22 protein-coding genes are annotated in these 26,231 nt (G+C 59.8%); 11 read left to right on the top strand and 11 right to left on the bottom strand.

The features are described from left to right. Positions 1-6: 6 nt before the first annotated feature. The 6 genes from cyoD to hmpA all read right to left on the bottom strand — a co-directional run bounded on the left by cyoD (position 7) and on the right by hmpA (position 6,753). Entirely contained in the window at positions 7-345 is a 339-nt protein-coding gene (gene cyoD / locus AC1DIG_RS15795) for a cytochrome o ubiquinol oxidase subunit IV (RefSeq protein WP_477768038.1), read from the bottom strand. Further along, positions 346-972: a cytochrome o ubiquinol oxidase subunit III gene (locus AC1DIG_RS15790; protein WP_054595735.1), complete on the bottom strand. Its 627-nt coding sequence runs from the start codon at positions 970-972 to the stop codon at positions 346-348. Between the two features lie 3 nt (positions 973-975). Further along, entirely contained in the window at positions 976-3,006 is a 2,031-nt protein-coding gene (cyoB, locus tag AC1DIG_RS15785; protein ID WP_477768037.1) for a cytochrome o ubiquinol oxidase subunit I, read from the bottom strand. Between the two features lie 3 nt (positions 3,007-3,009). Continuing rightward, on the bottom strand, positions 3,010-3,960 hold the full coding sequence (gene cyoA, locus AC1DIG_RS15780; RefSeq protein WP_477768036.1) for a ubiquinol oxidase subunit II: 951 nt from the start codon (positions 3,958-3,960) through the stop codon (positions 3,010-3,012). Positions 3,961-4,775: 815 nt separating this feature from the next. After that, positions 4,776-5,285: a disulfide bond formation protein B gene (locus AC1DIG_RS15775; RefSeq protein ID WP_473218018.1), complete on the bottom strand. Its 510-nt coding sequence runs from the start codon at positions 5,283-5,285 to the stop codon at positions 4,776-4,778. Positions 5,286-5,571: 286 nt separating this feature from the next. Then, complete coding sequence (gene hmpA / locus AC1DIG_RS15770) at positions 5,572-6,753, bottom strand: NO-inducible flavohemoprotein (protein ID WP_477768035.1); 1,182 nt, start codon at positions 6,751-6,753, stop codon at positions 5,572-5,574. Between the two features lie 158 nt (positions 6,754-6,911). Between hmpA and norR the strand changes: the two genes are divergently transcribed. The 4 genes from norR to AC1DIG_RS15750 all read left to right on the top strand — a co-directional run bounded on the left by norR (position 6,912) and on the right by AC1DIG_RS15750 (position 11,126). Beyond that, positions 6,912-8,468 (top strand): nitric oxide reductase transcriptional regulator NorR, encoded by a 1,557-nt coding sequence (gene norR / locus AC1DIG_RS15765; protein WP_477768034.1) that lies wholly within the window; start codon positions 6,912-6,914, stop codon positions 8,466-8,468. A gap of 266 nt (positions 8,469-8,734) precedes the next feature. Further along, positions 8,735-9,637, top strand: coding sequence for a chemotaxis protein CheW (locus AC1DIG_RS15760; protein ID WP_477768033.1), 903 nt, complete (start codon positions 8,735-8,737; stop codon positions 9,635-9,637). Positions 9,638-9,640: 3 nt separating this feature from the next. Beyond that, positions 9,641-10,123, top strand: coding sequence for a GNAT family N-acetyltransferase (locus AC1DIG_RS15755; protein ID WP_477768032.1), 483 nt, complete (start codon positions 9,641-9,643; stop codon positions 10,121-10,123). A 253-nt stretch (positions 10,124-10,376) separates the two neighbouring features. Beyond that, positions 10,377-11,126: a YkgJ family cysteine cluster protein gene (locus tag AC1DIG_RS15750; protein WP_477768031.1), complete on the top strand. Its 750-nt coding sequence runs from the start codon at positions 10,377-10,379 to the stop codon at positions 11,124-11,126. Positions 11,127-11,149: 23 nt separating this feature from the next. Here AC1DIG_RS15750 and AC1DIG_RS15745 read toward each other — a convergent pair whose 3' ends face one another. Further along, positions 11,150-11,395: a hypothetical protein gene (locus tag AC1DIG_RS15745; RefSeq protein ID WP_103319149.1), complete on the bottom strand. Its 246-nt coding sequence runs from the start codon at positions 11,393-11,395 to the stop codon at positions 11,150-11,152. A 211-nt stretch (positions 11,396-11,606) separates the two neighbouring features. On the opposite strand from AC1DIG_RS15745, the gene AC1DIG_RS15740 reads away from it, so the two are divergent. From AC1DIG_RS15740 to AC1DIG_RS15710, 7 genes are all read left to right on the top strand, one after another. Then, on the top strand, positions 11,607-12,776 hold the full coding sequence (locus AC1DIG_RS15740; protein WP_477768030.1) for an efflux RND transporter periplasmic adaptor subunit: 1,170 nt from the start codon (positions 11,607-11,609) through the stop codon (positions 12,774-12,776). Then, on the top strand, positions 12,773-15,868 hold the full coding sequence (locus AC1DIG_RS15735; protein ID WP_477768029.1) for a multidrug efflux RND transporter permease subunit: 3,096 nt from the start codon (positions 12,773-12,775) through the stop codon (positions 15,866-15,868). The genes AC1DIG_RS15740 and AC1DIG_RS15735 overlap by 4 nt, the downstream gene beginning before the upstream one ends. An 8-nt stretch (positions 15,869-15,876) precedes the next feature. After that, positions 15,877-16,554: a heavy metal response regulator transcription factor gene (locus AC1DIG_RS15730; RefSeq protein ID WP_477768028.1), complete on the top strand. Its 678-nt coding sequence runs from the start codon at positions 15,877-15,879 to the stop codon at positions 16,552-16,554. Then, positions 16,544-17,908, top strand: coding sequence for a heavy metal sensor histidine kinase (locus AC1DIG_RS15725; protein WP_477768027.1), 1,365 nt, complete (start codon positions 16,544-16,546; stop codon positions 17,906-17,908). Before AC1DIG_RS15730 ends, AC1DIG_RS15725 begins: the two co-directional genes overlap by 11 nt. Before the next feature lie 258 nt (positions 17,909-18,166). Next, a complete protein-coding gene (locus AC1DIG_RS15720; RefSeq protein WP_477768026.1) occupies positions 18,167-18,391 on the top strand; it encodes a hypothetical protein in 225 nt (74 codons plus the stop codon). A 233-nt stretch (positions 18,392-18,624) separates the two neighbouring features. Then, complete coding sequence (locus AC1DIG_RS15715) at positions 18,625-19,905, top strand: OprD family porin (protein ID WP_477768137.1); 1,281 nt, start codon at positions 18,625-18,627, stop codon at positions 19,903-19,905. Positions 19,906-20,054: 149 nt separating this feature from the next. Then, the gene (locus tag AC1DIG_RS15710) at positions 20,055-21,560 is read left to right on the top strand and encodes a sensor domain-containing diguanylate cyclase (protein WP_477768025.1); all 1,506 of its coding nucleotides are present in this window, start codon (positions 20,055-20,057) and stop codon (positions 21,558-21,560) included. 215 nt (positions 21,561-21,775) lie between these two features. Here the strand turns inward: AC1DIG_RS15710 and lpxC are convergent, their stop codons facing one another. The 4 genes from lpxC to AC1DIG_RS15690 all read right to left on the bottom strand — a co-directional run bounded on the left by lpxC (position 21,776) and on the right by AC1DIG_RS15690 (position 26,227). Continuing rightward, the gene (gene lpxC / locus AC1DIG_RS15705) at positions 21,776-22,687 is read right to left on the bottom strand and encodes a UDP-3-O-acyl-N-acetylglucosamine deacetylase (protein ID WP_054595720.1); all 912 of its coding nucleotides are present in this window, start codon (positions 22,685-22,687) and stop codon (positions 21,776-21,778) included. 112 nt (positions 22,688-22,799) lie between these two features. Further along, positions 22,800-23,987 (bottom strand): cell division protein FtsZ, encoded by a 1,188-nt coding sequence (gene ftsZ, locus AC1DIG_RS15700; RefSeq protein WP_019693552.1) that lies wholly within the window; start codon positions 23,985-23,987, stop codon positions 22,800-22,802. A 90-nt stretch (positions 23,988-24,077) separates the two neighbouring features. Then, a complete protein-coding gene (gene ftsA / locus AC1DIG_RS15695; protein ID WP_477768024.1) occupies positions 24,078-25,346 on the bottom strand; it encodes a cell division protein FtsA in 1,269 nt (422 codons plus the stop codon). Between the two features lie 14 nt (positions 25,347-25,360). After that, complete coding sequence (locus AC1DIG_RS15690) at positions 25,361-26,227, bottom strand: cell division protein FtsQ/DivIB (protein ID WP_054595718.1); 867 nt, start codon at positions 26,225-26,227, stop codon at positions 25,361-25,363. Positions 26,228-26,231 lie beyond the last annotated feature (4 nt).

Raw genomic sequence — 26,231 nt, 5'->3', positions numbered from 1 at the left:
CTTTCCTCAGTGCGCCATCATGACGGAATGGATGCTGTACATGATCCACAGCGACAGACCGACCAACAGGACGATAACCAGCGCGGCGAAAACAAACGCAATCACGTTGTTACGCTGGGCGGCGGAGCGGTCCAGGTGGAGGAAGTAGACCAGGTGCACCAGCACCTGGATCACTGCGAAGGCCAGTACGATCGCCAGGGTCATGGCTTTCGGCAGGGATGGGTACATCACCAGGCCGAAAGGAATGATGGTCAGGATCACCGACAGGATGAAGCCGATAGCGTAGGACTTGACGCTGCCGTGGCTGGCGTCGTGACTATCGTGTGAGTGAGCTGCGTTAGCCATTTACAGAGTCCCCATCAGGTAAACAACGGTGAATACGCAGATCCACACTACGTCCAGGAAGTGCCAGAACAGGCTCAGGCAGCTCAGACGGGTCTTGTTGGTCGCCGTCAGGCCATTCTTCTGGACCTGATACATCATGATCGCCATCCAGATCAGACCGCTGGTCACGTGCAGACCGTGGGTGCCGACCAGGGTGAAGAACCCGGACAGGAAGCCGCTACGGTTCGGACCGAAGCCTTCGGAGATCAGCGTATGGAACTCGTTGATCTCCATGCCGATGAAGCCCAGGCCGAACAGGAAGGTGATGGCCAACCAGCCCAGCACCTGAGTCTTCTTGCCTTTGAACAACGCCAGCATGGCGAAGCCGTAGGTGATCGAGCTGAGCAACAGGCAGGCGGTTTCGCCCAGCACGTAGGGCAGCTCGAAGATGTCGTGGCCCGACGGGCCACCGGCTACGTTGTTTACCAGTACCGCGTACACCGCGAAGATCGACGCAAACAGAATGCAGTCGGTCATCAGGTAGAGCCAGAAACCGAATACGGTCATCTCGCCCGAGTCGTGGTGATGGTCATCGTGCCCATGGTCATGACCATGGGCGTGTCCAACATTGGTCACTAAGTTCGACATGGTTTAAGCCTGTTCCAACGAGGTTTCAACACGGGTGGCGGTGGCCGGAATCGCTTTGGCCGCAACCAGACGCTTGTGCTGCTCGGCTTCAATGCGCTCGATCACATCGACCGGCACCATGTAGCCTTGATCATCACGGGCAGCGTGGATCACGAAATAGATCACGGTGCCAGCCAGGCCAAAGATGGCCATCCACCAGATGTGCCAGATCATCGCGAAACCGAACACGGTCAACAGAGCACCCATGACCAGGCCGGTCGCGGTGTTGTTTGGCATGTGGATCGGCTCGTACTTGGCCGGAGCCTGGTACGCAGTACCGTTTTCCTTGGCTTCGGTGAACGGGTCGATACCGTCGGCTTTCGGCAGTACAGCGAAGTTGTAGAACGGTGGTGGCGACGAGGTCGACCATTCCAGCGTGTGGGCATTCCACGGGTCGCCGGCTTCGCACATGTTCTGTGGCAGCTTGCGATCACGGATACTCACGTAGAGCTGGATCAACTGGCAGGCAATACCGAAGGCGATCAGTACCGCACCCACCATTGCAACGTGCAGGTATGGCGTCCACTCAGGGTTGGTGGTGGCGTTCAGACGACGGGTCATGCCCATGAAGCCCAGTACATAGAGCGGCATGAACGCGACGAAGAAGCCCGAGATCCAGAACCAGAACGCTGCCTTGCCCCAACCTTCGTGCAGCTTGAAGCCGAACGCTTTAGGGAAGTAGAAGCCGAAGCCAGCGATGTAGCCAAACACGGCGCCGCCGATGATCACGTTGTGGAAGTGCGCGATCACGAACAGGCTGTTGTGCAGTACGAAGTCAGCACCCGGAATGGCCAGCAGTACGCCGGTCATGCCGCCGATGGCGAAGGTCACCATGAAGCCCAGGGTCCACAGCACCTGGCTGGTGAAACGCAGACGGCCCTGGTAGATGGTGAACAGCCAGTTGAACAGCTTCACCCCGGTCGGGATCGAAATCAGCATCGTCGCCAGGCCGAAGAAGGCGTTGACGTTGGCACCCGAACCCATGGTGAAGAAGTGGTGCAGCCAAACCATGAAGCCAAGGATCGAGATCGCGCCGCTGGCGTAGATCATCGAGTGGTGGCCGAACAGTTTCTTGCCGGAGAAGGTCGAGATGACTTCGGAGAAGATCCCGAACGCCGGCAGAATCAGGATGTAAACCTCGGGGTGACCCCAGGCCCAGAACAGGTTGACGTACATCATTGGATTGCCACCAAGTTCATTGGTGAAAATGTGGAAATCCATGTAACGGTCAAGCGTCAGCAATGCCAGGGTAGCGGTCAGGATCGGGAAGGAAGCGACGATCAGTACGTTGGCCCAGGTGCAGGTCCAGGTGAAGATCGGCATGTCCATCATTTTCATGCCCGGGGTACGCATTTTCAGCACGGTGGCCAGGAAGTTGACCCCCGTTAGCGTCGTCCCCAGACCTGATAGCTGTAGCGCCCAGATGTAGTAGTCCACACCCACGCCCGGGCTGTAGCCCAGTTCCGACAGCGGTGGATACGCAACCCAACCGGTACGGGCGAATTCGCCGACACCCAGGGACACGTTCACCAGTACCACGCCGGATACCAGCAGCCAGAAGCTCAGGGAGTTCAGGAACGGGTAGGCAACGTCACGCGCGCCGATCTGCAGCGGCACTGCAAGGTTCATCAGGCCGGTGAAGAATGGCATCGCCATGAAGATGATCATGATCACACCGTGAGCGGTGAAGATCTGGTCATAGTGTTCAGGTGGCAGGTAGCCAGGCGAACCCTCAGTGGCCAGGGCCAGCTGGGAACGCATCATCACGGCGTCGGCAAAACCACGCAGCAGCATGATCATGGCAACGATGATGTACATCACGCCGATTTTCTTGTGGTCGACCGACGTCAGCCACTCGGTCCACAAATAGGTCCACTTCTTGAAGTAGGTGATTGCAGCAAATACCGCCAGACCGCCGAGCGCGATCATGGCGATGGTCACCATCACGATCGGCTCGTGGAACGGGATCGCTTCCCAACTTAATTTACCAAACATCGTTTACTCCTCTGCCCCGGCAGCTGAATGCGAACTCATGTCCATCCCTTCCATACCGGCGCCGGCCACTTCGTGTTCTTTCTTCTCGTGGTGCATCGGCTTGCCCGGTTTCATGCCTTCATACTTGTCGATGATGGTCTGGAACAGGTTCGGCGCGTACGAGGAGTAGAGTTCAACCGGGTTGTTCTGGCTTGGTTTGGAAAGGGCTTCGTATTCAGCTTTTTCAAGCTGTTTAGGTGCTTTCTTGACATCACTGACCCAGGCATCGAAATCTGCCTGAGAGGTGGAGATTGCTTTGAATTTCATGCCAGTGAAGCCAGCACCGCTGTAGTTGGCGGAGATACCGTCAAACTCGGCGTTCTGATTGGCGATCAGGTGCAACTTGGTCTCCATGCCCGCCATCGCGTAGATCTGACCGCCCAGGCCCGGAATGAAGAACGAGTTCATCACGGTGTCGGAGGTGATCTTGAAATTAACTGGCGTGTTGGCCGGGAACACCATCTTGTTGACGGTGGCGATGCCTTGTTCCGGGTAGATGAACAGCCACTTCCAGTCCATCGCGACCACTTGAATGGTGATCGGCTTGACGTCGGATTCCAGCGGACGGTAAGGGTCCAGCGCGTGGGTCGACTTGTAGGTGACGTAACCCAGGGCAATGATGATCAGGACTGGAACAGCCCACACCGCGATTTCGATCTTGGTGGAGTGCGACCATTTCGGGGTGTAGACGGCGTCCTTGTTGGAAGCGCGGTATTTCCAGGCGAACAGGAAGGTCATGACGATGACCGGAACCACGACCAACAGCATCAGCAGCGTTGCGGTGATGATCAGGTTGCGCTCGTCCAGGCCGACCTGGCCCTTGGGATCGAGCAGGGTCATGTTGCAGCCTCCCAGCAACAGCGTGCCGAGCAGCGGCAATAAGCCTAGTAGTCTGGGGTACCTGTTTTTACTCATCTCACGACCTCTAAAGCAGCTTGCGCAATGCAGTTGGGTTTTGATCGCCAACACTTCACCCTGCCAAGGGTTGGCATTTTTCTTGGATTGAATAAGGGCTTGCCCGTCGCGCGCTAAACGCTGGTCGACACATCCTGGGCTAGCGGTGAGTTCTTATTCGAATTCGTGGTCAAAGGCCTTGTTACAGACCAATTCCATTTGGTGCGGATAGTTGAAAGGCGCCGACACCTGGCGTCGAATGAAGCCCGTTACAGCCCCACGACCACCCCTTGTGCCAAGGAGAGTGCCGCCCCGGAATTTCAGTGCGGGCGATTGTAGATATGTAACGTTGTATAAACCATGTCTCAACTCGAAATAATTTTTATCGGATACCGCAACAATCATTAACGAAATCTGCAAAGATTATCCACGATATCGAGACAGATTCTCAACAACAACCCTCAAAAAACCAGCGCTACTGTCCACAGTTCAGACAGCTTCAGCCCCTCTCGAAGCATCGCTGACCTCGCGCAAGCCCCCTTGTCACAAGGCCTTTGGCCATTCGTCCGAGCCTGTTAAAACTGCCTGCTGCAACGCATTTGCCGGCTTCCGGAAAGGCCCGTCAGCAAGGTAAATTCCCTGTCAATTTCAGCGACGACAATCGACTTTGAAATGAGTTGCGACACCTCGGCTGTGACAACATGTCGCACACGTGTCACACCCTTCTTTGCCGCACGTCACGATCCTTTGACAGACCCGCTGAAACGCAAAGCGCCCCGGCCTCTTTTCGAGGTCCGGGGCGCTTTATTCAAGGCCTGTGGCTGTGGCGAGAAGCCTCAGTTCAGGTGTTTGCGGTTACGCGAAATGAGCAGCGGCACCAGCACGACGGTCAACACGAAGGCCACCAGCGCCCACTGTGCCAGCGACAGGCCGAGGATCGGCGGGTACGGCGTCTCGCAGAAGCCGTCGACCTGGAAACCCAGTGGGAAGATCTTCGCCAGCGGCAAGCCGTCGACAATCGGTTGCAGCACATCGATGCCGCAACTGACCGCCGGGTAAAACTGCGTATAGACGTGATGCCCGGCCGCTGCAGCGCCAGCGAGGGCGAAGATCACCACCAGCCCTTCAAACACGGTGATGCTGCGACGGGTGCGCATGGCGGCACCGATAAAGGCACTGATCGCAATCAGCAACAGCGCATAGCGTTGCAGGATGCACAGCGGGCACGGCGCCTCGCCCAGCACCACTTGCATGTACAGCGCGCCACCGATCAGCGCCAGGCAGATGATGCCCAGCAACACCAGGAAGCGCCGCTCACGGCCCAACCGCATCATTTCCTCGTTCATCGCGTTTCCCTTCTGACTATCTATTGCCCGCAAGTCTACACGCTGGCTCTGACCTTTGAGAGCCGGCGCTTGCCGGTGGATGGGGGGAATAGACGTTAAGCGGGTTAAGAAGGGATTAACTTTCGAGCGTTTTTACAAGTCAGGACCGCGGTGCGGCCATCGCGAGCAAGCTCGCTCCCACACTGGGCCGATGCGAACACACATCTTGCGTACGTCGCAGTTCCAATGTGGGAGCGAGCTTGCTCGCGATGAAGGCGACTCGGTCCCCCGAGTCGCCTTAGTACGCTTATTCCAGCGCAGCCGCCGGGCCGAAGAACTCGTAGCGGCTCTGCTTCTCTGGCACACCCAAGGCCTTGAGGTGGCGCTTGATCGCGGCCATGAAGCCTTTCGGGCCGAGGAAGTAAGCGTCCAGGTCGCGCTCTTGCGGCAACCAGTCCGCCAACTGCTCCTGACTCAACAGCCCGACCTTGTCCGCCGCCGGGCTGACACCGTCATCTTCGGCGTAGCAGTAGAAACGCTTGAGTTGCGGGTGACGCTCGGCCAGGCCGTCGATCCAGTCGCGGAAGGCATGCACGCCACCGTTACGCGCACAGTGAATAAAGTGCACCGGACGCTCGGTGGCCAGCGCCGCTTCCAGCATCGGCAGGGTTGGCGTGATGCCGACACCGCCGCTGATCAGCACCAGCGGCTTGTCGCTGGCGGTCAGGGTGAACTCGCCCGCTGGCGGAAACAGCAGGATGCTCGCGCCGACGTGGAGCTGGTCATGCAGGTAATTCGAGGCACGACCGCCCTCTTCGCGCTTGACGCTGATCCGGTACTGACCGTTGTCGCCCAGGGACGACAGCGAGTAGTTGCGGCGGATTTCTTCGCCGTCGAGGATCAGTTTCATGCCGATATACTGACCCGGTTCTGCCGCGAGGATCGGTCCCTTGTCTGCTGGTTCAAAGTAGAACGAGGTGATTTCCGCGCTCTCTTCCGCACGCTTGGCCAGTTTGAATTCCCGCGCCCCGCGCCAGCCGCCGACCGCTGCGGCTTTCTGGTCGTAGATCGCGGTTTCGGCACCGATCAGGATGTCGGCCAGTTGGTTGTAGGCAGCGCCCCAGGCGCTCATCACTTCTGGCGTGGCGATCTCGTCACCGAGCACTTCGGAAATCGCCCGCAGCAGGCAGGTGCCGACAATCGGGTAATGCTCCGGCAGGATTTGCAGGGCAACGTGCTTGTTGATGATCTTCGCCACCAGATCGCCCAACTGGTCGAGCTGATCGATGTGCCGCGCATACATCAACACCCCGCGAGCCAACGCCCGTGGCTGGTCGCCGCTGGCCTGGTGCGCCTGGTTGAACAGCGGACGAACCTCTGGGTACTCGGAGAGCATCATGCGGTAGAAGTGAGTGATCAGGGCTTCGCCGCCGCTTTCCAGCAGCGGTACGGTGGATTTGACGATGGCACGGTCTTGAGCGCTAAGCATTAAGGGGATACTCCTGAACGACTGGGTTTATAGTTTTCTACCCATGACATATCAGTTTCTGTGCCAACAATTAAATCCATACAAATCAATTACTTAACAAACATGTAGTCATAACGACACAAGCGGATTTATAGTCACCTCGACTACATGGAGTCAATATGACTGCAAAACCCTTGCTCACCGCGTTGCTGCCACTGGTCTCCGACCTTTCCCGCGAATTGCCCGAAGGCGAGCGTTACCGCCGCCTGCTCGAAGCCATGCGCGCCCTGCTCCCCTGCGATGCCGCCGCCCTGCTGCGGCTCGACGGCGAATGGCTGGTGCCGCTGGCGGTGGATGGCCTGAGCACCGACACCCTCGGCCGGCGCTTCAAGGTCAGCGAACACCCGCGCTTTGAAGCGCTGCTCAGCCGCTCGGAACCGACGCGTTTTCCCAGCGACAGCACCCTGCCCGACCCTTATGACGGTTTGGTCGACGGCCACGGCGATCACCTGGAAGTCCACGACTGCATGGGCTGCCCGCTGTTTATCGACGAGCGTCCGTGGGGCTTGCTGACCCTCGACGCGCTGGACCCGGAGCGCTTCGAACCGATCGAACTCGACGCCTTGCAAGCCTTTGCCAGCCTCGCCGCCGCCACGGTCAACGCCGCCGAGCGTATCGAGCGACTGGCCAATCGTGCGGAAGACGAACACCAGCGCGCCGAGGTCTATCGTCAGGCCAGCGGTCAGCAGAGCCGCGAAATGATCGGCCAGAGCAAGGCGCACAAGCGTTTGGTGGAAGAGATCAATCTGGTCGGCGGCAGCGACCTGACGGTACTGATCACCGGTGAAACCGGGGTCGGCAAAGAGCTGGTGGCCCAGGCGATACACGCCGCTTCACCGCGCGCCGACAAACCGATCATCAGCCTCAACTGCGCCGCGCTGCCTGACACCTTGGTGGAAAGCGAGTTGTTCGGCCATGTACGCGGCGCCTTCACCGGGGCGCTGAACGACCGGCGTGGAAAATTCGAACTGGCCAATGGCGGCACGCTGTTTCTCGATGAAGTGGGCGAGTTGTCGCTGGCGGTGCAGGCCAAATTGCTCCGTGTGCTGCAAAGCGGCCAGTTGCAACGCCTGGGTTCGGACAAGGAACATCAGGTCGACGTGCGTCTGATTGCCGCGACCAACCGTGACCTCGCCGAAGAAGTGCGCAGCGGCCGCTACCGCGCCGACTTCTACCATCGCCTTAGCGTCTACCCGCTGCTGGTGCCGGCGCTGCGCGATCGCGGTCGCGATGTGTTGTTGCTCAGCGGTTACTTTCTTGAACAGAACCGCTCGCGGATGGGCCTCAACAGCCTGCGCCTGACCAGCGATGCGCAAGCGGCATTGCTGGCCTACAGCTGGCCGGGCAACGTCCGCGAACTGGAGCACTTGATTGGTCGCAGTGCATTGAAAGCGCTGGGCAACTCGCGGGAACGGCCAAAGATTCTCAGCTTGAGCGCGGCGGACCTGGACTTGCCCCACACGCCCCTCGAAACGCCCCCGGCGCCAGCCAGCACTGAACCGGCGCCCACCGTTGAAGTGTTCGGCGACCTGCGCCAGGCCACCGAAAACTATCAACGCCAGTTGATCACCGCTTGTCTTGAGCGCCACCAAAACAACTGGGCCAGCGCCGCCCGTGAGCTAGGCTTGGACCGGGCGAACCTTGGGCGGATGGCCAAGCGGTTGGGCATGAAGTAACCCCGAATCACCCCCGTCATTGTGGCGAGGGGGCTTGCCCCCGTTCGGCCGCGAAGCGGTCGTGACATCAGCCATGAAGTTTTATCAGGAATAAAGCGCGGACCGCTTCGCGCTCCAACGGGGGCAAGCCCCCTCGCCACAGGGTTCGATGATGGGTTAATAGACAGGGAAATCCCTAAAGCCTGCCCCGCTTACGTCGATAACCCGATATCAATAGTTGCTGGCGATCCCACAATCGCCCGTCACCTTTTCCACAGAAGGTTTTTATGTCCTCCAACAAAGCCCGCGCAGATTCACTTTCGCTTCTGCTCTTTACCTTGCGCAGCGGCAAGCTGATGGCGATCAACCTGCTGAAAGTCAGTGAAATCATCCCCTGCCCGCCCCTGACCAAGCTGCCGGAGTCGCACCCGCACGTCAAAGGCATCGCCACCCTGCGCGGCACCTCGCTGTCGGTCATCGACCTGAGCCGGGCGATCGGTGAGCGGCCGTTGGAAGACCCGGACGGTGGCTGCCTGATCGTGACCGACGTCAGCCGTTCCAAACAGGGCCTGCACGTTCAGGCGGTGAGCAAGATCGTCCATTGCCTGACCACCGACATCCGCCCACCACCTTACGGATCTGGCGGCGTGCGCGCGTACATCACCGGTGTGACCTCGGTCGACGGCACGCTGGTGCAGGTGCTCGACATCGAGAAAGTCATCCACGGCATCGCCCCGGCGCAGATCGAAATGGCCCCGACCGAGCTGAGCATGGAAGACGCCGAAGTGCTGGGCAACGCCCGCATTCTGGTGGTCGATGACAGCCAGGTGGCGCTGCAACAATCGGTACACACGCTGCGCAACCTCGGCCTGCAATGCCACACCGCACGCAGCGCCAAGGAAGCCATCGACTGCCTGCTGGACCTGCAAGGCACCGCGCAGCAGATCAATCTGATTGTCTCGGACATCGAAATGTCCGAGATGGACGGTTACGCGTTCACCCGAACCCTGCGTGAGACCCCGGACTTTTCCCACCTCTATATCCTGCTGCACACCTCGCTGGACAGTGCGATGAACAGCGAAAAAGCCCGTCTGGCCGGGGCGAACGCGGTGCTGACCAAGTTCTCTTCGCCAGAGCTGACCAAATGCCTGATCACGGCCGCAAAAGCCGTCGCGCAGCAAGGTCATTGAGCCTTGGCTGAAGAGTATTGCCTGCTGCTGCGGCGCGACCTCGCCGGGGTGTTGCCCGCCATTGCCTGGCCTCCTGGCATTGTGCTGAGCGAGTACCGCCCCGAACTGGCCGAAGCGGTTCACGGTTTGATGGAACAGGGTTATCAGCACGGCGGCGGTCGAGTACCGTCACTTGAGGTGTGGCGCGAGCGCTTTGAAAGCGATGCCGAATATGACCCGGCGCTGTGTTTCATCGCCTCGGATGCCCACGGCATTATCGGCGTGGCCCAGTGCTGGACCAGCGCCTATATCAAGAACCTGGTGGTGCATCCACGGGCTCAGGGCCAGGGCTTGGGACGGGCGTTGCTGTTGCATGCCTTCAGGGTGTTTCAACAGCGGCGCGAAGGGTTTGTCGATCTGAAGGTACTGGAAGACAACCAGCGCGCCCGGCGGCTGTATGAAAGCGCTGGAATGCGTGTCGTCCGCCGGGAACTGGTTCCAGATTAAGACCGCTATCGCGAGCAAGCTCGCTCCCACATTTAATCTCATTGAACACAAATTCTGTGTACGACGAAAACCACTGTGGGAGCGAGCTTGCTCGCGATGAGGCCCGCACTAGCAACATCAAACCATCATGCATAACCAGCCCTTGACCAACACACGCCCAAAGCCAATGACTGGCGCACAACTTGCTTTGGCACCCTCCCTCGCGGTGGTTTTCCGCCATCGCTGACGCCTCTGGAATGTGACCGGTCGCCTAATGAATACGACGTTTTCCTGCGTAGGTTGTGGTAAATGCTGCAGCGACCACCATGTGCCCCTGACCCTCGACGAGGCCCGGATGTGGGCGGCTGACGGCGGGGCCGTGATCGTGCTGGTGGAGGGTTTTCTCGGCAATGGCCTGGGCCTTCCAGCCTTGCAACGCGAGCACGCCGAACGCCGTTCCGTGGTGGTGCCCAGCGGCGCGACCCAGGCCCATGTAGCGATCACCTTCGCCGCGTACAACGCCGGTCCCTGCCGGAATCTTGACGAAGACAACCTCTGCCGCATCTACGAGCGCCGGCCGCTGGTGTGCCGGATCTACCCGATGGAAATCAATCCACACATTCCCCTGACGCCAGCGGCCAAAGACTGCCCGCCCGAATCGTGGGAACAAGGCCCCGACTTGATCGTCGGCGGTCAGTTGGTTGATCAGGCGTTGGTGGACCTGATCCAGCGCTCGCGTCAGGCAGACCGCGACGATGTCCAGGCCAAGGAAGCGATTTGCGAACGCTTGGGAATTCGTACCACGGCGCTCAAGGGTGACGGGTTTACCGCCTACCTGCCGGACATGGCGGCGTTTGCCTCGGCAATTGATCAGGTTCAGGCAGCGCCGTTGCCAGGTTCGGCCGGTGAATGGCTGTTCCATGTGTCGGGCAACGACATTGCTGAGCAAGTGCAGGCCGCCGGTGCACACGTGGTCACGGCAGAGCCGCTGAACTATGCGTTTATCTCGTTGCGTGCGGCCTGAGATTTATAACTGAGAGGGACGACTCAGCGCTTGCCCATCGAGCGACGGGTGCCAGGAGGCGCTGCGCCCGGGACCTTGGTGTGGCCATTCTTGGCGCCGTTCTTGTACCACGGCTGACTGGCGTTTTTGGCGGAGGCCAACTCGCCCGGCTTGAACGGGAACTTGAAGGCCGGGATCGCCGCTTTGGTTTCGCTGTCGGCGCTGGAGTCGACGCTGTCTGGCAGGTCAGCCTGTTCGTCAGCAGCAGGCGCTTGTATCGGGGAAGTCATGAATGCTCCGGGTGTTACAGTGAGTCGGGCCCGATGGGTGGGCCGCGAAAGGCCGGCAGTATACCTGCGCGCCCATGATCTTTAACCTCCCGACGTATGAATGGTCGCCTTTGCTGACAGCCCTGTCAGTTAGCCGTCACCTTGCTGACCGCAACGAAGGACTATAACTAGGCCATTATTTCCCGTCTTTTTGCCCCGGCGTTCAATGCTCATGCCCATTTCAGGAAAAAAACTGCTGATCGCCGCGCTGCTGGTGACGGTCACTGCCGTGGCCATTGGCGTTGCGATCAAACCGGCGACGAGCAAACTCTCGGCCCCCACCGCGATTCCGGTGCGGGTGGTCAGCGTCGTCGAACGCGACGTGCCGCGCTATGTCAGCGGGATTGGCTCGGTGCTGTCATTGCACAGCGTGGTTATTCGTCCGCAGATCGACGGCATCCTCACCCGGCTGCTGGTCAAGGAGGGTCAGTTGGTGAAGGCCGGTGACCTGCTGGCGACCATCGATGATCGCTCGATCCGCGCCAGCCTCGATCAGGCCCGTGCGCAATTGGGCGAAAACCAGGCGCAGTTGCAGGTCGCCGAGGTCAATCTCAAACGCTACAAATTGCTCAGCGTCGATGACGGCGTCTCCAAGCAGACCTACGACCAGCAACAAGCCCTGGTCAATCAGTTGAAAGCCACGGCACAGGGCAATCAGGCGGCCATCGATGCGGCGCAGGTGCAGCTCTCCTACACACAGATTCGCTCGCCGGTGACGGGCCGCGTCGGTATTCGCACCGTGGATGAAGGTAACTTCCTGCGCATGAGCGATACCCAAGGATTGTTCTCGGTCACCCAGATCGACCCGATTGCCGTCGAGTTTTCCCTGCCGCAGCAAATGCTGCCGACGCTGCAACGGCTGATCAGTGCAACCCCGCCGGCTGACGTGAATGCCTACCTCGGCGCCGACACCAATGGCCAGACCGGCGACTTGCTCGGCGAAGGCCACCTGACGCTCATCGATAACCAGATCAATGCCAACACCGGGACCATTCGCGCCAAGGCCGAATTCAGCAACGCCGGGCAAAAGCTCTGGCCGGGGCAACTGGTGACGCTCAAGATCCAGACCGCCCTCGACAAGCATGCGCTGGTGGTGCCGCCGTCCGTGGTCCAGCGCGGGCTGGATCAGCATTTCGTTTACCGGGTCAACGGCGACAAGGTCGAATCCGTTCCGGTGCAAATGGTCTATCAGGACAGCGGGCTGAACATCATCACAGGGGTACAGGCCGGTGATGTGCTGGTCAGCGATGGTCAGTCGCGGCTCAAGCCAGGGGCCAGCGTGCAGATTCTCGGCGAGCCGCCAGCGCTCACGCAAAGCACTGCGGCGGAGCCACAGCCATGAAGGTCCATGGCGGCATTTCGGCCTGGTGCATCGACCATCCGGTCGCCACGGCACTGCTGACCTTCGCCCTGGTGCTGCTGGGCTTGATCGCCTTCCCGCGCCTGCCCATCGCCCCTTTGCCGGAAGCCGAGTTCCCGACCATTCAAGTCGCCGCGCAGTTGCCCGGCGCCAGCCCCGACACCATGGCCTCGTCGGTGGCGACACCGTTGGAGGTGCAATTCAGCGCCATCCCCGGCATGACCCAGATGACCTCCAGCAGTGCCTTGGGTTCGACCAACCTGACCCTGCAATTCACCCTCAACAAAAGCATCGACACTGCCGCCCAGGAAGTTCAGGCCGCAATCAACACCGCCGCCGGCAAACTGCCCAAGGACATGCCGACGCTGCCGACCTGGCGCAAGGTCAACCCATCCGACAGCCCGGTGCTGATCCTCAGCGTCAGCTCGACGCAAATGCCCGGCACCGAACTCAGCGACTACGCCGAAACCCTGCTGGCGCGGCAATTGAGCCAGATCGACGGCGTCGGCCAGATCTACATCACCGGCCAGCAACGCCCGGCCATTCGGGTCCAGGCCTCGGCCGACAAACTCGCCGCCATCGGCCTGACCCTGGCCGATGTGCGCCTGGCCATTCAGAAAACCAGTCTCAACCTGGCCAAGGGTGCGCTGTATGGCGAGTCGAGCATTTCCACGCTGTCGACCAACGATCAGCTGTTCCATCCCGACGAGTACGGTCAACTGATCGTCTCCTACAAGAACGGCGCACCGGTCCAGCTCCGGGACATCGCCACCGTGGTCAGTGGCTCGGAAGACGCCTACGTCCAGGCCTGGTCCGGCGATCGGCCGGGGGTCAACCTGGTGATCCTGCGGCAACCGGGTGCGAACATCGTCGACACCGTGGACCGGATTCAAGCCGCGTTGCCGGGCCTGCAAGCGATGCTTCCGGCGTCGATTCAGGTCAACGTGCTGATCGACCGGACCCAGACCATCCGCGCCTCGCTGCACGAAGTGGAAGTCACCCTGCTGATCGCGGTCCTGCTGGTGGTCGCGGTGATGGCGCTGTTCCTGCGCCAGTGGTCGGCGACGCTGATCGTTTCCAGCGTGCTCGGGGTCTCGCTGATCGCCAGTATCGCGCTGATGTACATCATGGGCTTCAGCCTGAACAACCTGACCCTGGTGGCGATCGTCATTTCCGTAGGGTTTGTGGTCGACGATGCGATTGTGGTGGTGGAGAACATTCACCGCCACCTGGAGGCCGGCGACGGCATGCGCGAAGCGGCGATCAAGGGCGCTGGCGAGATCGGCTTTACCGTGGTCTCGATCAGCTTCTCGCTGGTCGCGGCGTTCATTCCGCTGTTGTTCATGGGTGGGGTGGTCGGCCGGTTGTTCAAGGAGTTCGCCCTGACCGCCACCTCGACCATCATGATTTCGGTGGTGGTGTCGTTGACCCTGGCACCGACCATGGCCGCCCTGTTCATGCGCGCTCCGGTACACGACGCCCACGCCAAACCCGGTTTCGGTGAACGCCTGCTCGCACTGTATGAACGCGCACTGCGCCGGGCCCTGGCGCATCAGAAACTGATGCTGGGGATCTTCAGTCTGACGCTGTGCATGGCGGTTGCCGGCTACGTGTTTATCCCCAAAGGTTTCTTCCCGATACAGGACACCGGTTTTATCCTCGGCACCACCGAAGCCGCCGCCGACGTGTCGTTTCCGGAGATGGTGAAAAAGCACCAGGCCCTGGCAGACATCGTCGCCGCCGACCCTGCGGTGCAAACCTTCTCCCATTCGGTGGGCGTGTCCGGCAGCAACCAGACCATCGCCAACGGGCGCTTCTGGATCTCCTTGAAAAAACGCGGCGATCGCGATGTGTCCGCCAGCGCGTTCATCGACCGGATTCGTCCGCAACTGATGAAGGTCCCGGGCATTGTGCTGTACCTGCGCGCCGGGCAAGACATCAACCTCAGCTCCGGCCCCAGCCGCGCACAGTATCAATACGTGCTCAAGAGCAACGACGGTCCGACACTGAACCTCTGGACCCAACGCCTGACCGAAAAACTGCGCGGCATGGCGGCGTTTCGCGACATTTCCAACGACCTGCAACTGGGCGGCAGCATCACCCACATCCACATCGACCGTGCCGCTGCAGCGCGTTTCGGGCTGACTGCCAGCGATGTCGACGAAGCGCTTTATGACGCCTTCGGCCAACGGCAGGTGAATGAATTCCAGACCGAAATCAACCAGTACAACGTCATTCTCGAACTCGACACCCGCCAGCGCGGCAAGGCCGAAAGCCTCGCCTATTTCTACCTGCGCTCGCCGCTGAGTGGCGAGATGGTGCCGTTGTCGGCGCTGGCCCGTTTCGATGCGCCGACCATCGGCCCATTGTCCATCGCCCACGACGGCATGTTCCCGGCCGCCAACCTGTCGTTCAACCTCGCGCCTGGCGTGGCGTTGGGCGATGCGGTGATTTTGCTCAACCAGGCGAAGAACGACATTGGCATGCCGGCCTCGGTCAACGGCAATTTCCAGGGCGCGGCCCAGGCGTTCCAGAGTTCGCTGGCCAGCCAGCCGTGGCTGATTCTGGCGGCGCTGGTGGCGGTGTACATCATTCTTGGCGTGCTCTATGAGAGTTTCGTGCACCCACTGACGATCATCTCGACCTTGCCTTCGGCCGGTCTCGGCGCCTTGATACTGCTGTGGATCCTCGGCCAGGACTTCTCGATCATGGCGTTGATCGGCCTGGTGCTGCTGATCGGTATCGTCAAGAAGAACGGCATCCTGATGATCGACTTCGCCCTCGACGCCCAGCGCAATCGCGGACTGTCCCCGCAAGAAGCAATTTTCGAGGCATGCCTCACGCGGTTCCGGCCGATCATGATGACCACCCTCGCCGCCCTGCTCGGCGCGCTGCCGCTGATGCTCGGTTACGGCACCGGCGCCGAACTGCGCCAACCGCTGGGGATCGCGGTGGTCGGCGGTTTGCTGGTCAGCCAGGCGCTGACGCTGTTTACCACGCCAGTCATATACTTATGGCTTGAGCGGGTGTTCCATCGCTCCACACCAGCGCCTGCGCTGGCGACTACACACTGAGGCGGGTCATGCGCGTTCTGATTATCGAAGACGAAGAGAAAACCGCGGATTATCTGTACCGCGGTCTGACCGAACAGGGTTACACCGTGGACCGCGCCCCGGACGGGGTCGAAGGTTTGCACCTGGCGCTCGAAAACGATTACGCGGTGATCATCCTCGACGTGATGCTGCCGGGTCTCGACGGCTACGGCGTGCTGCGCGCCTTGCGTGCCCGCAAACAGACCCCGGTGATCATGCTGACCGCCCGCGAGCGTGTCGAAGACCGGATCAAGGGCCTGCGCGACGGTGCCGACGATTACCTCGGCAAACCCTTTTCGTTTCTCGAACTGGTCGCCCGCCTGCAAGCACTGACCCGCCGCAGTGGCGGCCATGAACCGGTGCAAGTGACCATTGCCGACCTGTGGATTGATTTGATCAGCCGCAAGGCCACCCGTGCCGGTACGCGACTGGACCTGACCGCCAAGGAGTTCTCGCTGCTCAGTGTGCTGGCTCGGCGTCAGGGTGAAATTCTGTCGAAAACCGCGATTGCCGAGATGGTCTGGGACATCAATTTCGACAGCGACGCCAACGTCGTCGAAGTCGCGATCAAGCGCCTGCGCGCCAAGATCGACGGGCCATTCGAAGAGAAACTGCTGCACACCATTCGCGGCATGGGCTATGTGCTGGAGAGCCGCAGTGCGCAGTAACAGTATCGCCCTGCGCCTGAGCGGCATGTTCACGCTGGTGGCCGCGCTGGTATTTCTGTTGATCGGCTGGGCGCTGTATCAACAGGTTGAAAAGGGCCTGGCGCTGCTGCCGGCAGCCGAACTGGATGCGCGTTACAGCGTGCTCGAATCCACGGTCGGGCGCTTTGGTACGCCAGAGCACTGGGTGAAGATCAACAACAAACTCAACCTGCTGAGTGAAGAGGACAAGCGCATCAGTTTCTGGATCATCAGCGGCGATGCCAACTATGAGTACGGCAACATCACCCCGCAGATCCGTGCCTTGGCGCAAGGGCCAACCGGCAAGCGCGACGTACAACTGCCGGGTCAGCCCTATCCGATGAAAGTGCTGGTCAGCCAGTTTCCGGCCAAGGACCAGCGCCCACCGTTGCGCTTCATGATCGGCATCGACACCCAAACCTTCTATGAGACCCAGCATCACTTGCTGATCGCCCTGATCAGCCTGGCGATCATCGGCGTACTGCTGGCCTCGGCGCTGGGTTACTGGGTGGCGCGGATCGGCCTCAAGCCGTTGATCAAGTTGTCTCAGGAAGCTCAACGACTGGCACCGCCGTTGCTGTCCTCACGGCTGCAATTGTCGCCACTGCCACCGGAACTCAATCAGTTCGTCAGCTCGTTCAACGAGACGCTGGAGCGGGTCGAACAAGCCTATACACGACTTGAATCGTTCAACGCCGATGTCGCCCACGAACTGCGCTCGCCACTGACCAACCTGATCGGTCAAACCCAGGTTGCCCTGACCCGTGGGCGCTCGGCGGAACACTACTTCGAAGTGCTGCAATCGAACCTCGAAGAACTCGAACGGCTGCGCTCGATCATCAACGACATGCTGTTTCTGGCCAGCGCCGACCAGGGCAGCAAGGCCACCAAACTGACCACCACCTCGCTTGCGGACGAAGTCGCCACCACCCTCGACTACCTGGATTTCATCCTCGAAGATGCGCAGGTCAAGGTTCAGGTCAGCGGCGATGCCCGGGTACAGATCGAAATCGCCCACCTGCGCCGGGCGCTGATCAACCTGCTGAACAACGCCGTGCAACACACGGCTCCCGGCCAGGTCATTCGGGTGCAGATTGATGTTCAGGAGCATCGGGTCAGTATCGGCGTCACCAACCCCGGCGAGCCCATCGCCAGTGAACATCTGCCGCGCTTGTTCGAGCGCTTCTACCGGGTCGACGCCTCGCGCAGCAACAGCGGCGCCAACCATGGCCTGGGGCTGGCCATCGTCAAGGCGATCGCGCTGATGCACGGCGGCAATGTGTTTGTGCGCAGTGATAACGGCGTGAATACGTTCGGGATCTATTTGCCGATTTGATCCCCCCACCGTGCATAACTCACGTTGATCGTTCCCACGCTCCGCGTGGGAATGCCGCCAGGGACGCTCCGCGTTCCGCTTCACGAGCTGACGCAGAGCGTCAGAGGATGCATTCCCACGCGGAGCGTGGGAACGAGAAATACTCAACTCTTACCTCCCACGCAACAGTCCTTTATCCAATCCGCTCTTTTTCCCACCCCCCAAGACCTTTACCTTGGCCACACCAAACAGCACTTGCCAAGCAAGAAGGTTTTCCAGATGTCCAACAGTATGGGTATTGCCAGCGCTTTCATTTTGTCGTCCTTGTTCCTGTCGCCGTTCGCCATGGCTGAAGAGTCGCCGGCATTTGTCGCGCATAATGCTGCGCGTGCCGAAGCCTTCGACAAAGCCCAGGCTGAACTGACCGCAAAAGCACAGAAGTCTGAGCAAACCCGGCAAACATCAGCCAGCCAGGCTCAACCACAGGTTGAAAAAGATAGCTGATCAGTAACACCTCTCAGTTTCCCTCGACACTTCTCAGGGCTCTTTCCCTTGAGAAGTTGTCTTCAAGCCGCTGCTATCAGCGGCTTTTTTTCGTTGTGTATTTGTCAGGCATTCCTTCGTTATTACCCAATAAGAAACACCCGGATTATTAACTATAACAACGCTTGTTATTGACCCAAGGAGCTGTATCCCGCGTGAGCATCACCCTCAAACTCAGTCCGCTATTCATTGCAATGGCCGCAACGATGGCCGCAAACGCCCAGGCCGCCGACGATTCCAGCCGTGAAGGTTTCGTTGAAGGTGCAAGCCTTAAACTCAATGCCCGCAACTACTACCTGAACCGCAATCGTCAGCAGCAGACTAACGACAACATCGAATGGGGCCAGGGTTTCCTCGGTATCTTCGAATCGGGTTACACCCAGGGCCCGGTCGGTTTTGGCGTGGATGCCAACGCCATGCTCGGGCTCAAACTCGACGGTGGTGGCGGCACCAGTGGCTCGAGCATCCTGCCGATCAGCGATGACAACGGCAAAGCACCGGGCTCGTTTTCAAGCGCTGGCGGCACCCTGAAAATGCGCGCCCTGGACACTGAACTGAAAGCCGGTGACCTGTTTCTCAACAACCCGGTAATCGCCGGTGGCATGAGCCGCATGCTGCCGCAGACCTTTCGCGGCGTCAGCCTGACCAACCACAGCTTCGACGGCTGGCTGATCGAAGGCGGCCAGGCGAGCTTCACCAAGCCTTACAACCAGAGCGGACACCAGCGCATCGGGACGTCCTACGGCAAACTGGCGGACGGCGACAAAAGCCAGCACCTGAACTGGGCCGGTGTGGCCTGGAGCGGTCTGCCGGGCCTGACCAGCAGCCTCTATGCGTCCGAGCTCAAGGACATCTGGAACCAGTACTACTACGACCTGGACTACACCTACGCGGTCAACGAACTGGTCAGCCTCAATCCGGGCCTGCACTACTATCACACCCAGGACACTGGCGACGCACTGCTCGGCAAAATCGACAACAACACCTACAGCCTGCACTTCACCGTGGGCGTCGGTAGCCACAGCGTCACCGCCGCTTACCAGCGCGTGAACGGCAACACGCCGTTCGACTACATCGCCCAGGGCGACAGTATCTTCCTCGACAACTCGCAGCAGTATTCGGATTTCAACGGCCCGAACGAGCGTTCGTGGAAGCTCAAGTACGCCTATGATTTCGCTGGCGTCGGCGTACCGGGCCTGACCTCGGCCGTGTCGTATTCGCGCGGCACGCTGGACCTGAGCAAGGTCGACCCGAACAGCCGCGGTTATGCCAGCTTCTATAACGAAGCTGGTAAAAATGCCAAACACTGGGAGCGTGATATCGATCTCAAGTACGTGGTCCAGGGCGGTACGGCCAAGGATCTGGCGCTGCGCCTGCAATGGGCCACCAACCGTGGCGGCAACGGCTACGGTGCGCTGGATACCGATACCGATGAATACCGGGTGATCGTCGACTACCCACTGAACGTTTTCTAAGTAAAATTCACAAAAAGGCCAGCATCCACGCTGGCCTTTTTTTTGTTCGGGATCTATACATGCACTGAGATCAACGAACTGATATCTGCAATGCCGCCCGGTGTGTCCGGGAACTACGCTGATGATGTCCCTGTGCAGAAATCAGAACCATGAGTGCAAAACGCACACACCACTCCATAACGAGCTCTGCCCGCCGACCGGAATTGCTGCTGGTTCTCGGCAGTTCGCTGACCGTCGTCGCGATCATCGCCATCGTCACCTTCCTGCTGATCCGCGAACACGCCAATGCCATGCAGGCGGCCACACGAGGTGCGACCAACATCGTGCAACTGATCGACGCCGATGTACTGCGCAACGTCGAGCTCTATGACCTGTCACTGCAAGGCTTGATCGCTGCCGCCCAACGCGACGACCTGCAGAAGGTTTCGCCGCAGGTCCGTCACCTGGTGCTGTTCGACCGTGCAAGCACCGCACGTTACAAGGGCGATGTCCTGCTGCTCGACAAGCACGGCGAGGTGATCGCCAACTCGTCGTCGCTTCAGCCAAAAACGGGCAATTTTTCCGACCGCGACTACTTCCAGGCCCACGTCAGCAACAGCGATAGCGGGATGTTTATCAGTCGCCCGTTCAAACCCCGTTGCGACTGCCCCGAGAACGATCAGTGGCGCATCAGCTTCAGCCGGCGCATCTCTTCGCCCACCGGGGAGTTTCTTGGCGTTGCCGTCGCGTCCATGCAACTGGCGTACTTTGACGAGCTGTTCAGCAGCCTGGACATCGGCTCCAACAGCACCCTCAATGTGCTCGACAAGGACGGCATACTGCTGGCGCAAAAGCCGATGCTGACCGATGACAGCATCGGCAAGAGTTTCGGCAATCGACCCAATGTCATACGCATCATGCGTGAAGGCAGTGGCAGTTTCAGCAGCATCTCGAGCATGGACCATCAGGAACGCCTGTACACCTTCTCGCGCGTCGGCAATCTGCCGTTGACGGTCAGCGTCGCGCTCTCCATGGACGAAATCTTCGCCAGCTGGAAACGCACCGCGTACGTGATCAGTGGCGCAACCGGTGTGCTGTGTATCGGCTTGATGTGGTTGACCTTGCTGCTGTGCCGCGAATTTCGCCTGCGCCATCACGCCGAGCAGGAGCTGGCGCAACAGGCCGCTGTCGACGCCCTCACCGGTGTGGCTAACCGGCGGACGCTCGACCAGGCACTGAATCGCGAATGGTCCCGCGCCCAGCGCTCGGGCAAGCCATTGTCGGTGCTGATGATCGACGCCGATCACTTCAAGTCGTTCAACGACCGTCACGGCCATCAGGGCGGCGACGATGCGTTGCGTGTGCTCGCCCGAGTCATCAGCGAAAACATCCGTCGCCCGTCCGATCTCGCCGCGCGCTATGGCGGTGAGGAGTTTTCCGTGGTGCTGGCCGAGACTGACAGCGCAGGAGCCCTGCGGATTGCCGAAAATATCCGTGCGGCAATCGAGCAATTGCCACCGTTCGAAGACGACGTGGGGCCCATCACCGTCAGCATCGGCCTCTGTACCTCGACAGGACAACCGGGCGAGAGCCTGGAAAACCTGATGTATGCAGCCGACAAAGCGCTATATCAGGCCAAGCACCGCGGGCGTAACCGGGTGGAGGCAGCGAACTGAGGATTTGTGCTGCGGCGACTGGCCTCTTCGCGGGCAAGCGAACGTCGCCCGGCCCATCCCACATTTGATCTTCAGTGCCCAGAGCATCTGCGTTCGACGACGATCCCCTGTGGGAGCGGGCTTGCCCGCGAAGAGGCCATCACCGAAAACATAAAAATCAAGGCATAAAAAAAGGCCACCCGAAGGCAGCCTTTAAAAACTAGAGAGGTTTTTGCTTACACGGCCGCAACTGGGCGCATGTAAGAGATCGGTGCAGTGCTGGCGTCTTCAAACGTCACGACTTCCCAAGCATCTTTCTGCTCAATCAATTTGCGCAGAAGCTGGTTGTTCAGTGCGTGGCCCGACTTGAAGCCTTTGAACTCACCAATCAGGCTATTGCCCAGCAGGTAGAGGTCACCAATTGCATCGAGGATCTTGTGCTTCACGAATTCGTCTTCGTAGCGAAGGCCGTCTTCGTTCAGTACACCATCCGCGTCGACCACGATGGCGTTTTCAACGCTACCGCCGAGTGCGAGGTTGTGCTTGCGCAGGTACTCGATATCACTCATGAAACCAAAGGTCCGGGCGCGGCTGACTTCTTTTACGAACGAAGTGCTGGAAAAATCCACGCTGGCACTTTGAGTGCGGTCACGAAACACCGGGTGATCGAAATCGATCTCGAAGCTCACTTTGAAGCCTTCGAAAGGGACGAAAGTGGCGCGCTTGTCGCCGTCTTCCACTGTCACTTCACGCAGGATCCGGATGAACTTCTTGGCGGCGTCCTGTTCTTCCAGGCCAGCCGATTGAATCAGGAATACGAAGGGTCCAGCGCTACCATCCATGATCGGGACTTCGGACGCGGAGAGCTCGACGTAGGCGTTATCGATGCCCAGGCCAGCCATGGCCGAGAGCAAATGCTCCACCGTGTCCACTTTGACGTCACCGTTGACCAGTGTCGTCGACATAGTGGTTTCACCAACGTTTTCCGCGCGAGCAGGAATCTGCACCACAGGGTCCAGGTCGGCACGACAAAACACGATGCCGGTGTCTACAGGTGCTGGCTTGAGGGTCAGGTATACCTTCTCCCCGGAGTGCAGGCCTACACCTGTGGCACGGATAATATTTTTCAGGGTGCGTTGTTTAATCATGGCTTGGGCCGCTTCAGCGCAAATTGCGAACTGGTATCAACAAAGGCTGGCGATAATAGCAGACCCGGCCTTTGCTGAACACCAATCACCTTCATAGCCCTGATACATTCCATCAATCGGCCTGACGACGCAGGAATGCCGGGATGTCCAGGTAATCCAAATCGTCTTGCGGATTGAGTTTAGCCGCCGCCGCTGCGCCGGCCTGAGCCTGGTTGCGCATCACGGTTGGACGGTCCAGGTCGCGGTAGTTGACCGACGGCATTTCCTGACGCGCGGCAGCAGGTGCGGCAGCAGCCATGGAGGTTTGAACGGTATTGTCGATGACCTTCACAGGTTTCTCGATTTTTGCGCCCAGACCAGTGGCAACCACAGTCACGTGCAATTCGTCGCGCATGTCCGGATCGATAACGGTACCGACCTTGACCATGGCGTGCTCGGAAGCGAAGGCTTCGATGATGCTACCCACGTCGGAGTACTCACCCAGGGACAGGTCAGGACCGGCAGTGATGTTCACCAGGATACCGCGTGCACCTTGCAGGTTGACGTCTTCGAGCAGCGGGTTACGGATCGCCGCTTCAGTCGCTTCACGTGCACGGTTCGGACCGCTGGCGCAGCCAGTGCCCATCATTGCCATGCCCATTTCGCTCATGACGGTACGGACGTCGGCGAAGTCGACGTTGATCATGCCAGGACGCTTGATGATGTCGGAGATACCGCGAACGGCACCGGCCAGTACATCGTCAGCCTTGGCGAAAGCCGACAAGAGGCTTGCGTCTTTACCCAGGATGGTCAGCAGCTTCTCGTTGGGGATGGTGATCAACGAGTCGACGCTTTCGCTCAGCGCGCGGATGCCTTCATCGGCGATCTGCATACGCTTGCGGCCTTCGAACGGGAACGGACGAGTCACCACCGCAACGGTGAGGATCCCCATTTCCTTGGCCACTTCAGCAATGATCGGCGCCGCACCGGTACCGGTACCGCCGCCCATGCCGGTGGTGATGAACACCATGTTCGTGCCTTGCAGCACTTCGGCGATGCGCTCGCGGTCTTCCAGAGCGGCCTGACGACCGACCTCAGGGTTCGCGCCAGCACCCAGACCTTTGGTCACGCCGGTGCCCAATTGCAGGATGGTCCGCGCGCCGATGTTTTTCAGCGCCTGGGCATCAGTGTTGGCGCAGATGAACTCAACGCCTTCAATGTTGCTCTTGACCATGTGATTCACAGCGTTGCCGCCGCCACCGCCAACACCGATAACTTTAATAACCGGGCTTGCGGGGATGTTGTCTACGAGTTCGAACATTTTCCCTCTCCTTACATTCTCTAGTTTTTTTCGCCTACTGCGCCTACTGCGTACAACGGTGCTGCGGTGTCACGGTGCTGCGGTAAATCTTCAGAAATTGCCCTGGACCCAGCTTTTGATGCGATCAATCAACGGGCTCTTGGCCTCGTCGTTGTTGTTGTTGTAGCTATCGCGACTGCTGCTGATCCCGGAGAAGGAAATGCCATCGGACTGCTTTTGCAGGCCATACATCAGCAAACCAACACCGGTGGAATAAATCGGGTTGCGCACTACGTCGTCCAGGCCTCTGACGCCATGCGGTACGCCCAAGCGAACCGGCATGTGGAAAATCTCTTCGGCCAACTCGACCGCGCCTTCCATCTTCGAAGTACCGCCGGTCAGCACGATGCCGGCCGGGATCAGGTCTTCGTAGCCGCTGCGACGCAGCTCTGCCTGGATCAGCGTGAACAGCTCGTCGTAACGCGGCTCGACCACTTCGGCCAGGGCCTGACGGGACAGCTCGCGCGGCGGACGATCACCGACGCTTGGGACCTTGATGGTTTCACCGGCGCCAGCCAGTTTGGCCAGGGCGCAGGCGTAGCGGATCTTGATTTCTTCGGCGTACTGGGTCGGAGTGCGCAACGCCATGGCGATGTCGTTGGTCACCTGATCACCGGCAATCGGGATCACCGCGGTGTGACGAATCGCGCCTTCGGTGAAGATCGCGATGTCGGTGGTACCGCCACCGATGTCCACCAGGCACACACCCAGCTCTTTCTCGTCATCGGTCAGCACCGAGTACGCCGAAGCCAGTTGCTCGAGAATGATGTCGTCGATTTCCAGACCGCAACGACGCACGCACTTTTCAATGTTCTGTGCAGCGTTCACTGCGCAGGTGACCACGTGTACCTTGGCTTCCAGACGTACGCCGGACATGCCCAAAGGCTCGCGAACACCTTCCTGGTTATCGATCACGTAATCCTGCGGCAGCGTGTGCAGAACGCGCTGGTCCGCCGGAATCGCCACGGCCTGGGCGGCATCGAGCACGCGCTCGAGGTCGGCCGAGCTGACTTCGCGATCACGAATCGCCACGATGCCGTGGGAGTTCAGGCTGCGAATGTGATTGCCGGCCACACCGACGAACGCCGAGTGAATCCGGCAACCGGCCATCAGTTGCGCTTCTTCGATCGCACGCTGAATGGACTGCACGGTGGATTCGATATTCACCACCACGCCCTTCTTCAGGCCGCGGGAGGGGTGTGTACCGATCCCGACGATTTCCAGTTGGCCATCGGCCGCGACCTCGCCTACCAGCGCCACCACCTTGGAGGTACCGATATCCAGACCGACGATCATTTTGCCGCTTTGCACGTTTGCCATGGTCCTGCCTCTTCTCAATTCTTCGCGACGGCGCGTTGGGCCGTCGTGGGCGCTACAGGTTCCCGCCAGCCAACGGCCAGGCCGTTGGCATAACGCAGGTCGATGCGCGCAATGTTCGTAATCTGTTCTTTAAGCGTCTTGTCGTAGATGGCAATGAAGCGGCGCATCTTTTCCACCAGGTGATCGCGTCCCAGCAACAGCTCGATCCCAGGGCCCGCGCTACCCGCGCCAGTGGTCAGAAACCAGCTGCCGCGTTCACGCAATTCCAGCCGGGCAATCGAGAAGCCCAATGGCCGTAACATCTGGCTCAACACCTGATACTGCTGCATCACTTGCTGCTGGGCCCGTTGTGGGCCGAACAGCTGTGGCAAATGTTCGTAGTTGGCCAATTCACGCGGCGTAAACGCCTGCCCCTGGTTGTTCAGCAACGCCTCGTCACCCCAACGGGCCACCGGCAGTTGCTCTTCCAGGCGAATCACCACTTGGTCAGGCCAGACGCGACGCACTTCGGCGTGGGCAATCCATGGCATCTGTTCCAGCTCGGTACGCATGCTCGCCAGGTCGATGGTGAAGAAGCTCGCCGCCACGTACGGGGCGATCCGCTGCTGCACCGCTTGCTGGCTGATGTAACTCAAATCGCCCTGCACGTTGATCTTGGTGATCGGCCGGTCGGCGTACGGCAGCAAGCGCTGTGCACCTTCGTAAGTACCGAACCCCAACGCGACCAACAGCACGGGCCAGAACAAGGCTTTGAGAAAACCAAAATTGGCTTTCGGCAGGCGCACCGACATCGGCTCTTTGGCCACCATTCGGCTGGCACCCCGCGGCACCGGCTTGCGGCCGGGTGCGGATGGCTGATGACGTAGCTGGGCGCCTTGCATGGTC

Source organism: Pseudomonas sp. 05N431, from assembly GCF_056397005.1.
Note: the sequence above shows the minus strand (reverse complement) of the source record. Positions and strands in the feature narration are given on the sequence as shown.

Coding starts and splice junctions, on each gene's coding strand:
- AC1DIG_RS15775 (WP_473218018.1), bottom strand. CDS start 5,285: ATGAACGAGGAAATGATGCGGTTGGGCCGTGAGCGGCGCTTCCTGGTG.
- ftsA (WP_477768024.1), bottom strand. CDS start 25,346: ATGGCAAACGTGCAAAGCGGCAAAATGATCGTCGGTCTGGATATCGGT.
- cyoA (WP_477768036.1), bottom strand. CDS start 3,960: ATGAGTAAAAACAGGTACCCCAGACTACTAGGCTTATTGCCGCTGCTC.
- cyoD (WP_477768038.1), bottom strand. CDS start 345: ATGGCTAACGCAGCTCACTCACACGATAGTCACGACGCCAGCCACGGC.
- AC1DIG_RS15790 (WP_054595735.1), bottom strand. CDS start 972: ATGTCGAACTTAGTGACCAATGTTGGACACGCCCATGGTCATGACCAT.
- AC1DIG_RS15750 (WP_477768031.1), top strand. CDS start 10,377: ATGAATACGACGTTTTCCTGCGTAGGTTGTGGTAAATGCTGCAGCGAC.
- AC1DIG_RS15730 (WP_477768028.1), top strand. CDS start 15,877: ATGCGCGTTCTGATTATCGAAGACGAAGAGAAAACCGCGGATTATCTG.
- lpxC (WP_054595720.1), bottom strand. CDS start 22,687: ATGATTAAACAACGCACCCTGAAAAATATTATCCGTGCCACAGGTGTA.
- AC1DIG_RS15745 (WP_103319149.1), bottom strand. CDS start 11,395: ATGACTTCCCCGATACAAGCGCCTGCTGCTGACGAACAGGCTGACCTG.
- AC1DIG_RS15760 (WP_477768033.1), top strand. CDS start 8,735: ATGTCCTCCAACAAAGCCCGCGCAGATTCACTTTCGCTTCTGCTCTTT.
- ftsZ (WP_019693552.1), bottom strand. CDS start 23,987: ATGTTCGAACTCGTAGACAACATCCCCGCAAGCCCGGTTATTAAAGTT.
- AC1DIG_RS15740 (WP_477768030.1), top strand. CDS start 11,607: ATGCCCATTTCAGGAAAAAAACTGCTGATCGCCGCGCTGCTGGTGACG.
- hmpA (WP_477768035.1), bottom strand. CDS start 6,753: ATGCTTAGCGCTCAAGACCGTGCCATCGTCAAATCCACCGTACCGCTG.
- AC1DIG_RS15735 (WP_477768029.1), top strand. CDS start 12,773: ATGAAGGTCCATGGCGGCATTTCGGCCTGGTGCATCGACCATCCGGTC.
- AC1DIG_RS15690 (WP_054595718.1), bottom strand. CDS start 26,227: ATGCAAGGCGCCCAGCTACGTCATCAGCCATCCGCACCCGGCCGCAAG.
- AC1DIG_RS15720 (WP_477768026.1), top strand. CDS start 18,167: ATGTCCAACAGTATGGGTATTGCCAGCGCTTTCATTTTGTCGTCCTTG.
- cyoB (WP_477768037.1), bottom strand. CDS start 3,006: ATGTTTGGTAAATTAAGTTGGGAAGCGATCCCGTTCCACGAGCCGATC.
- AC1DIG_RS15715 (WP_477768137.1), top strand. CDS start 18,625: ATGGCCGCAACGATGGCCGCAAACGCCCAGGCCGCCGACGATTCCAGC.
- norR (WP_477768034.1), top strand. CDS start 6,912: ATGACTGCAAAACCCTTGCTCACCGCGTTGCTGCCACTGGTCTCCGAC.
- AC1DIG_RS15710 (WP_477768025.1), top strand. CDS start 20,055: ATGAGTGCAAAACGCACACACCACTCCATAACGAGCTCTGCCCGCCGA.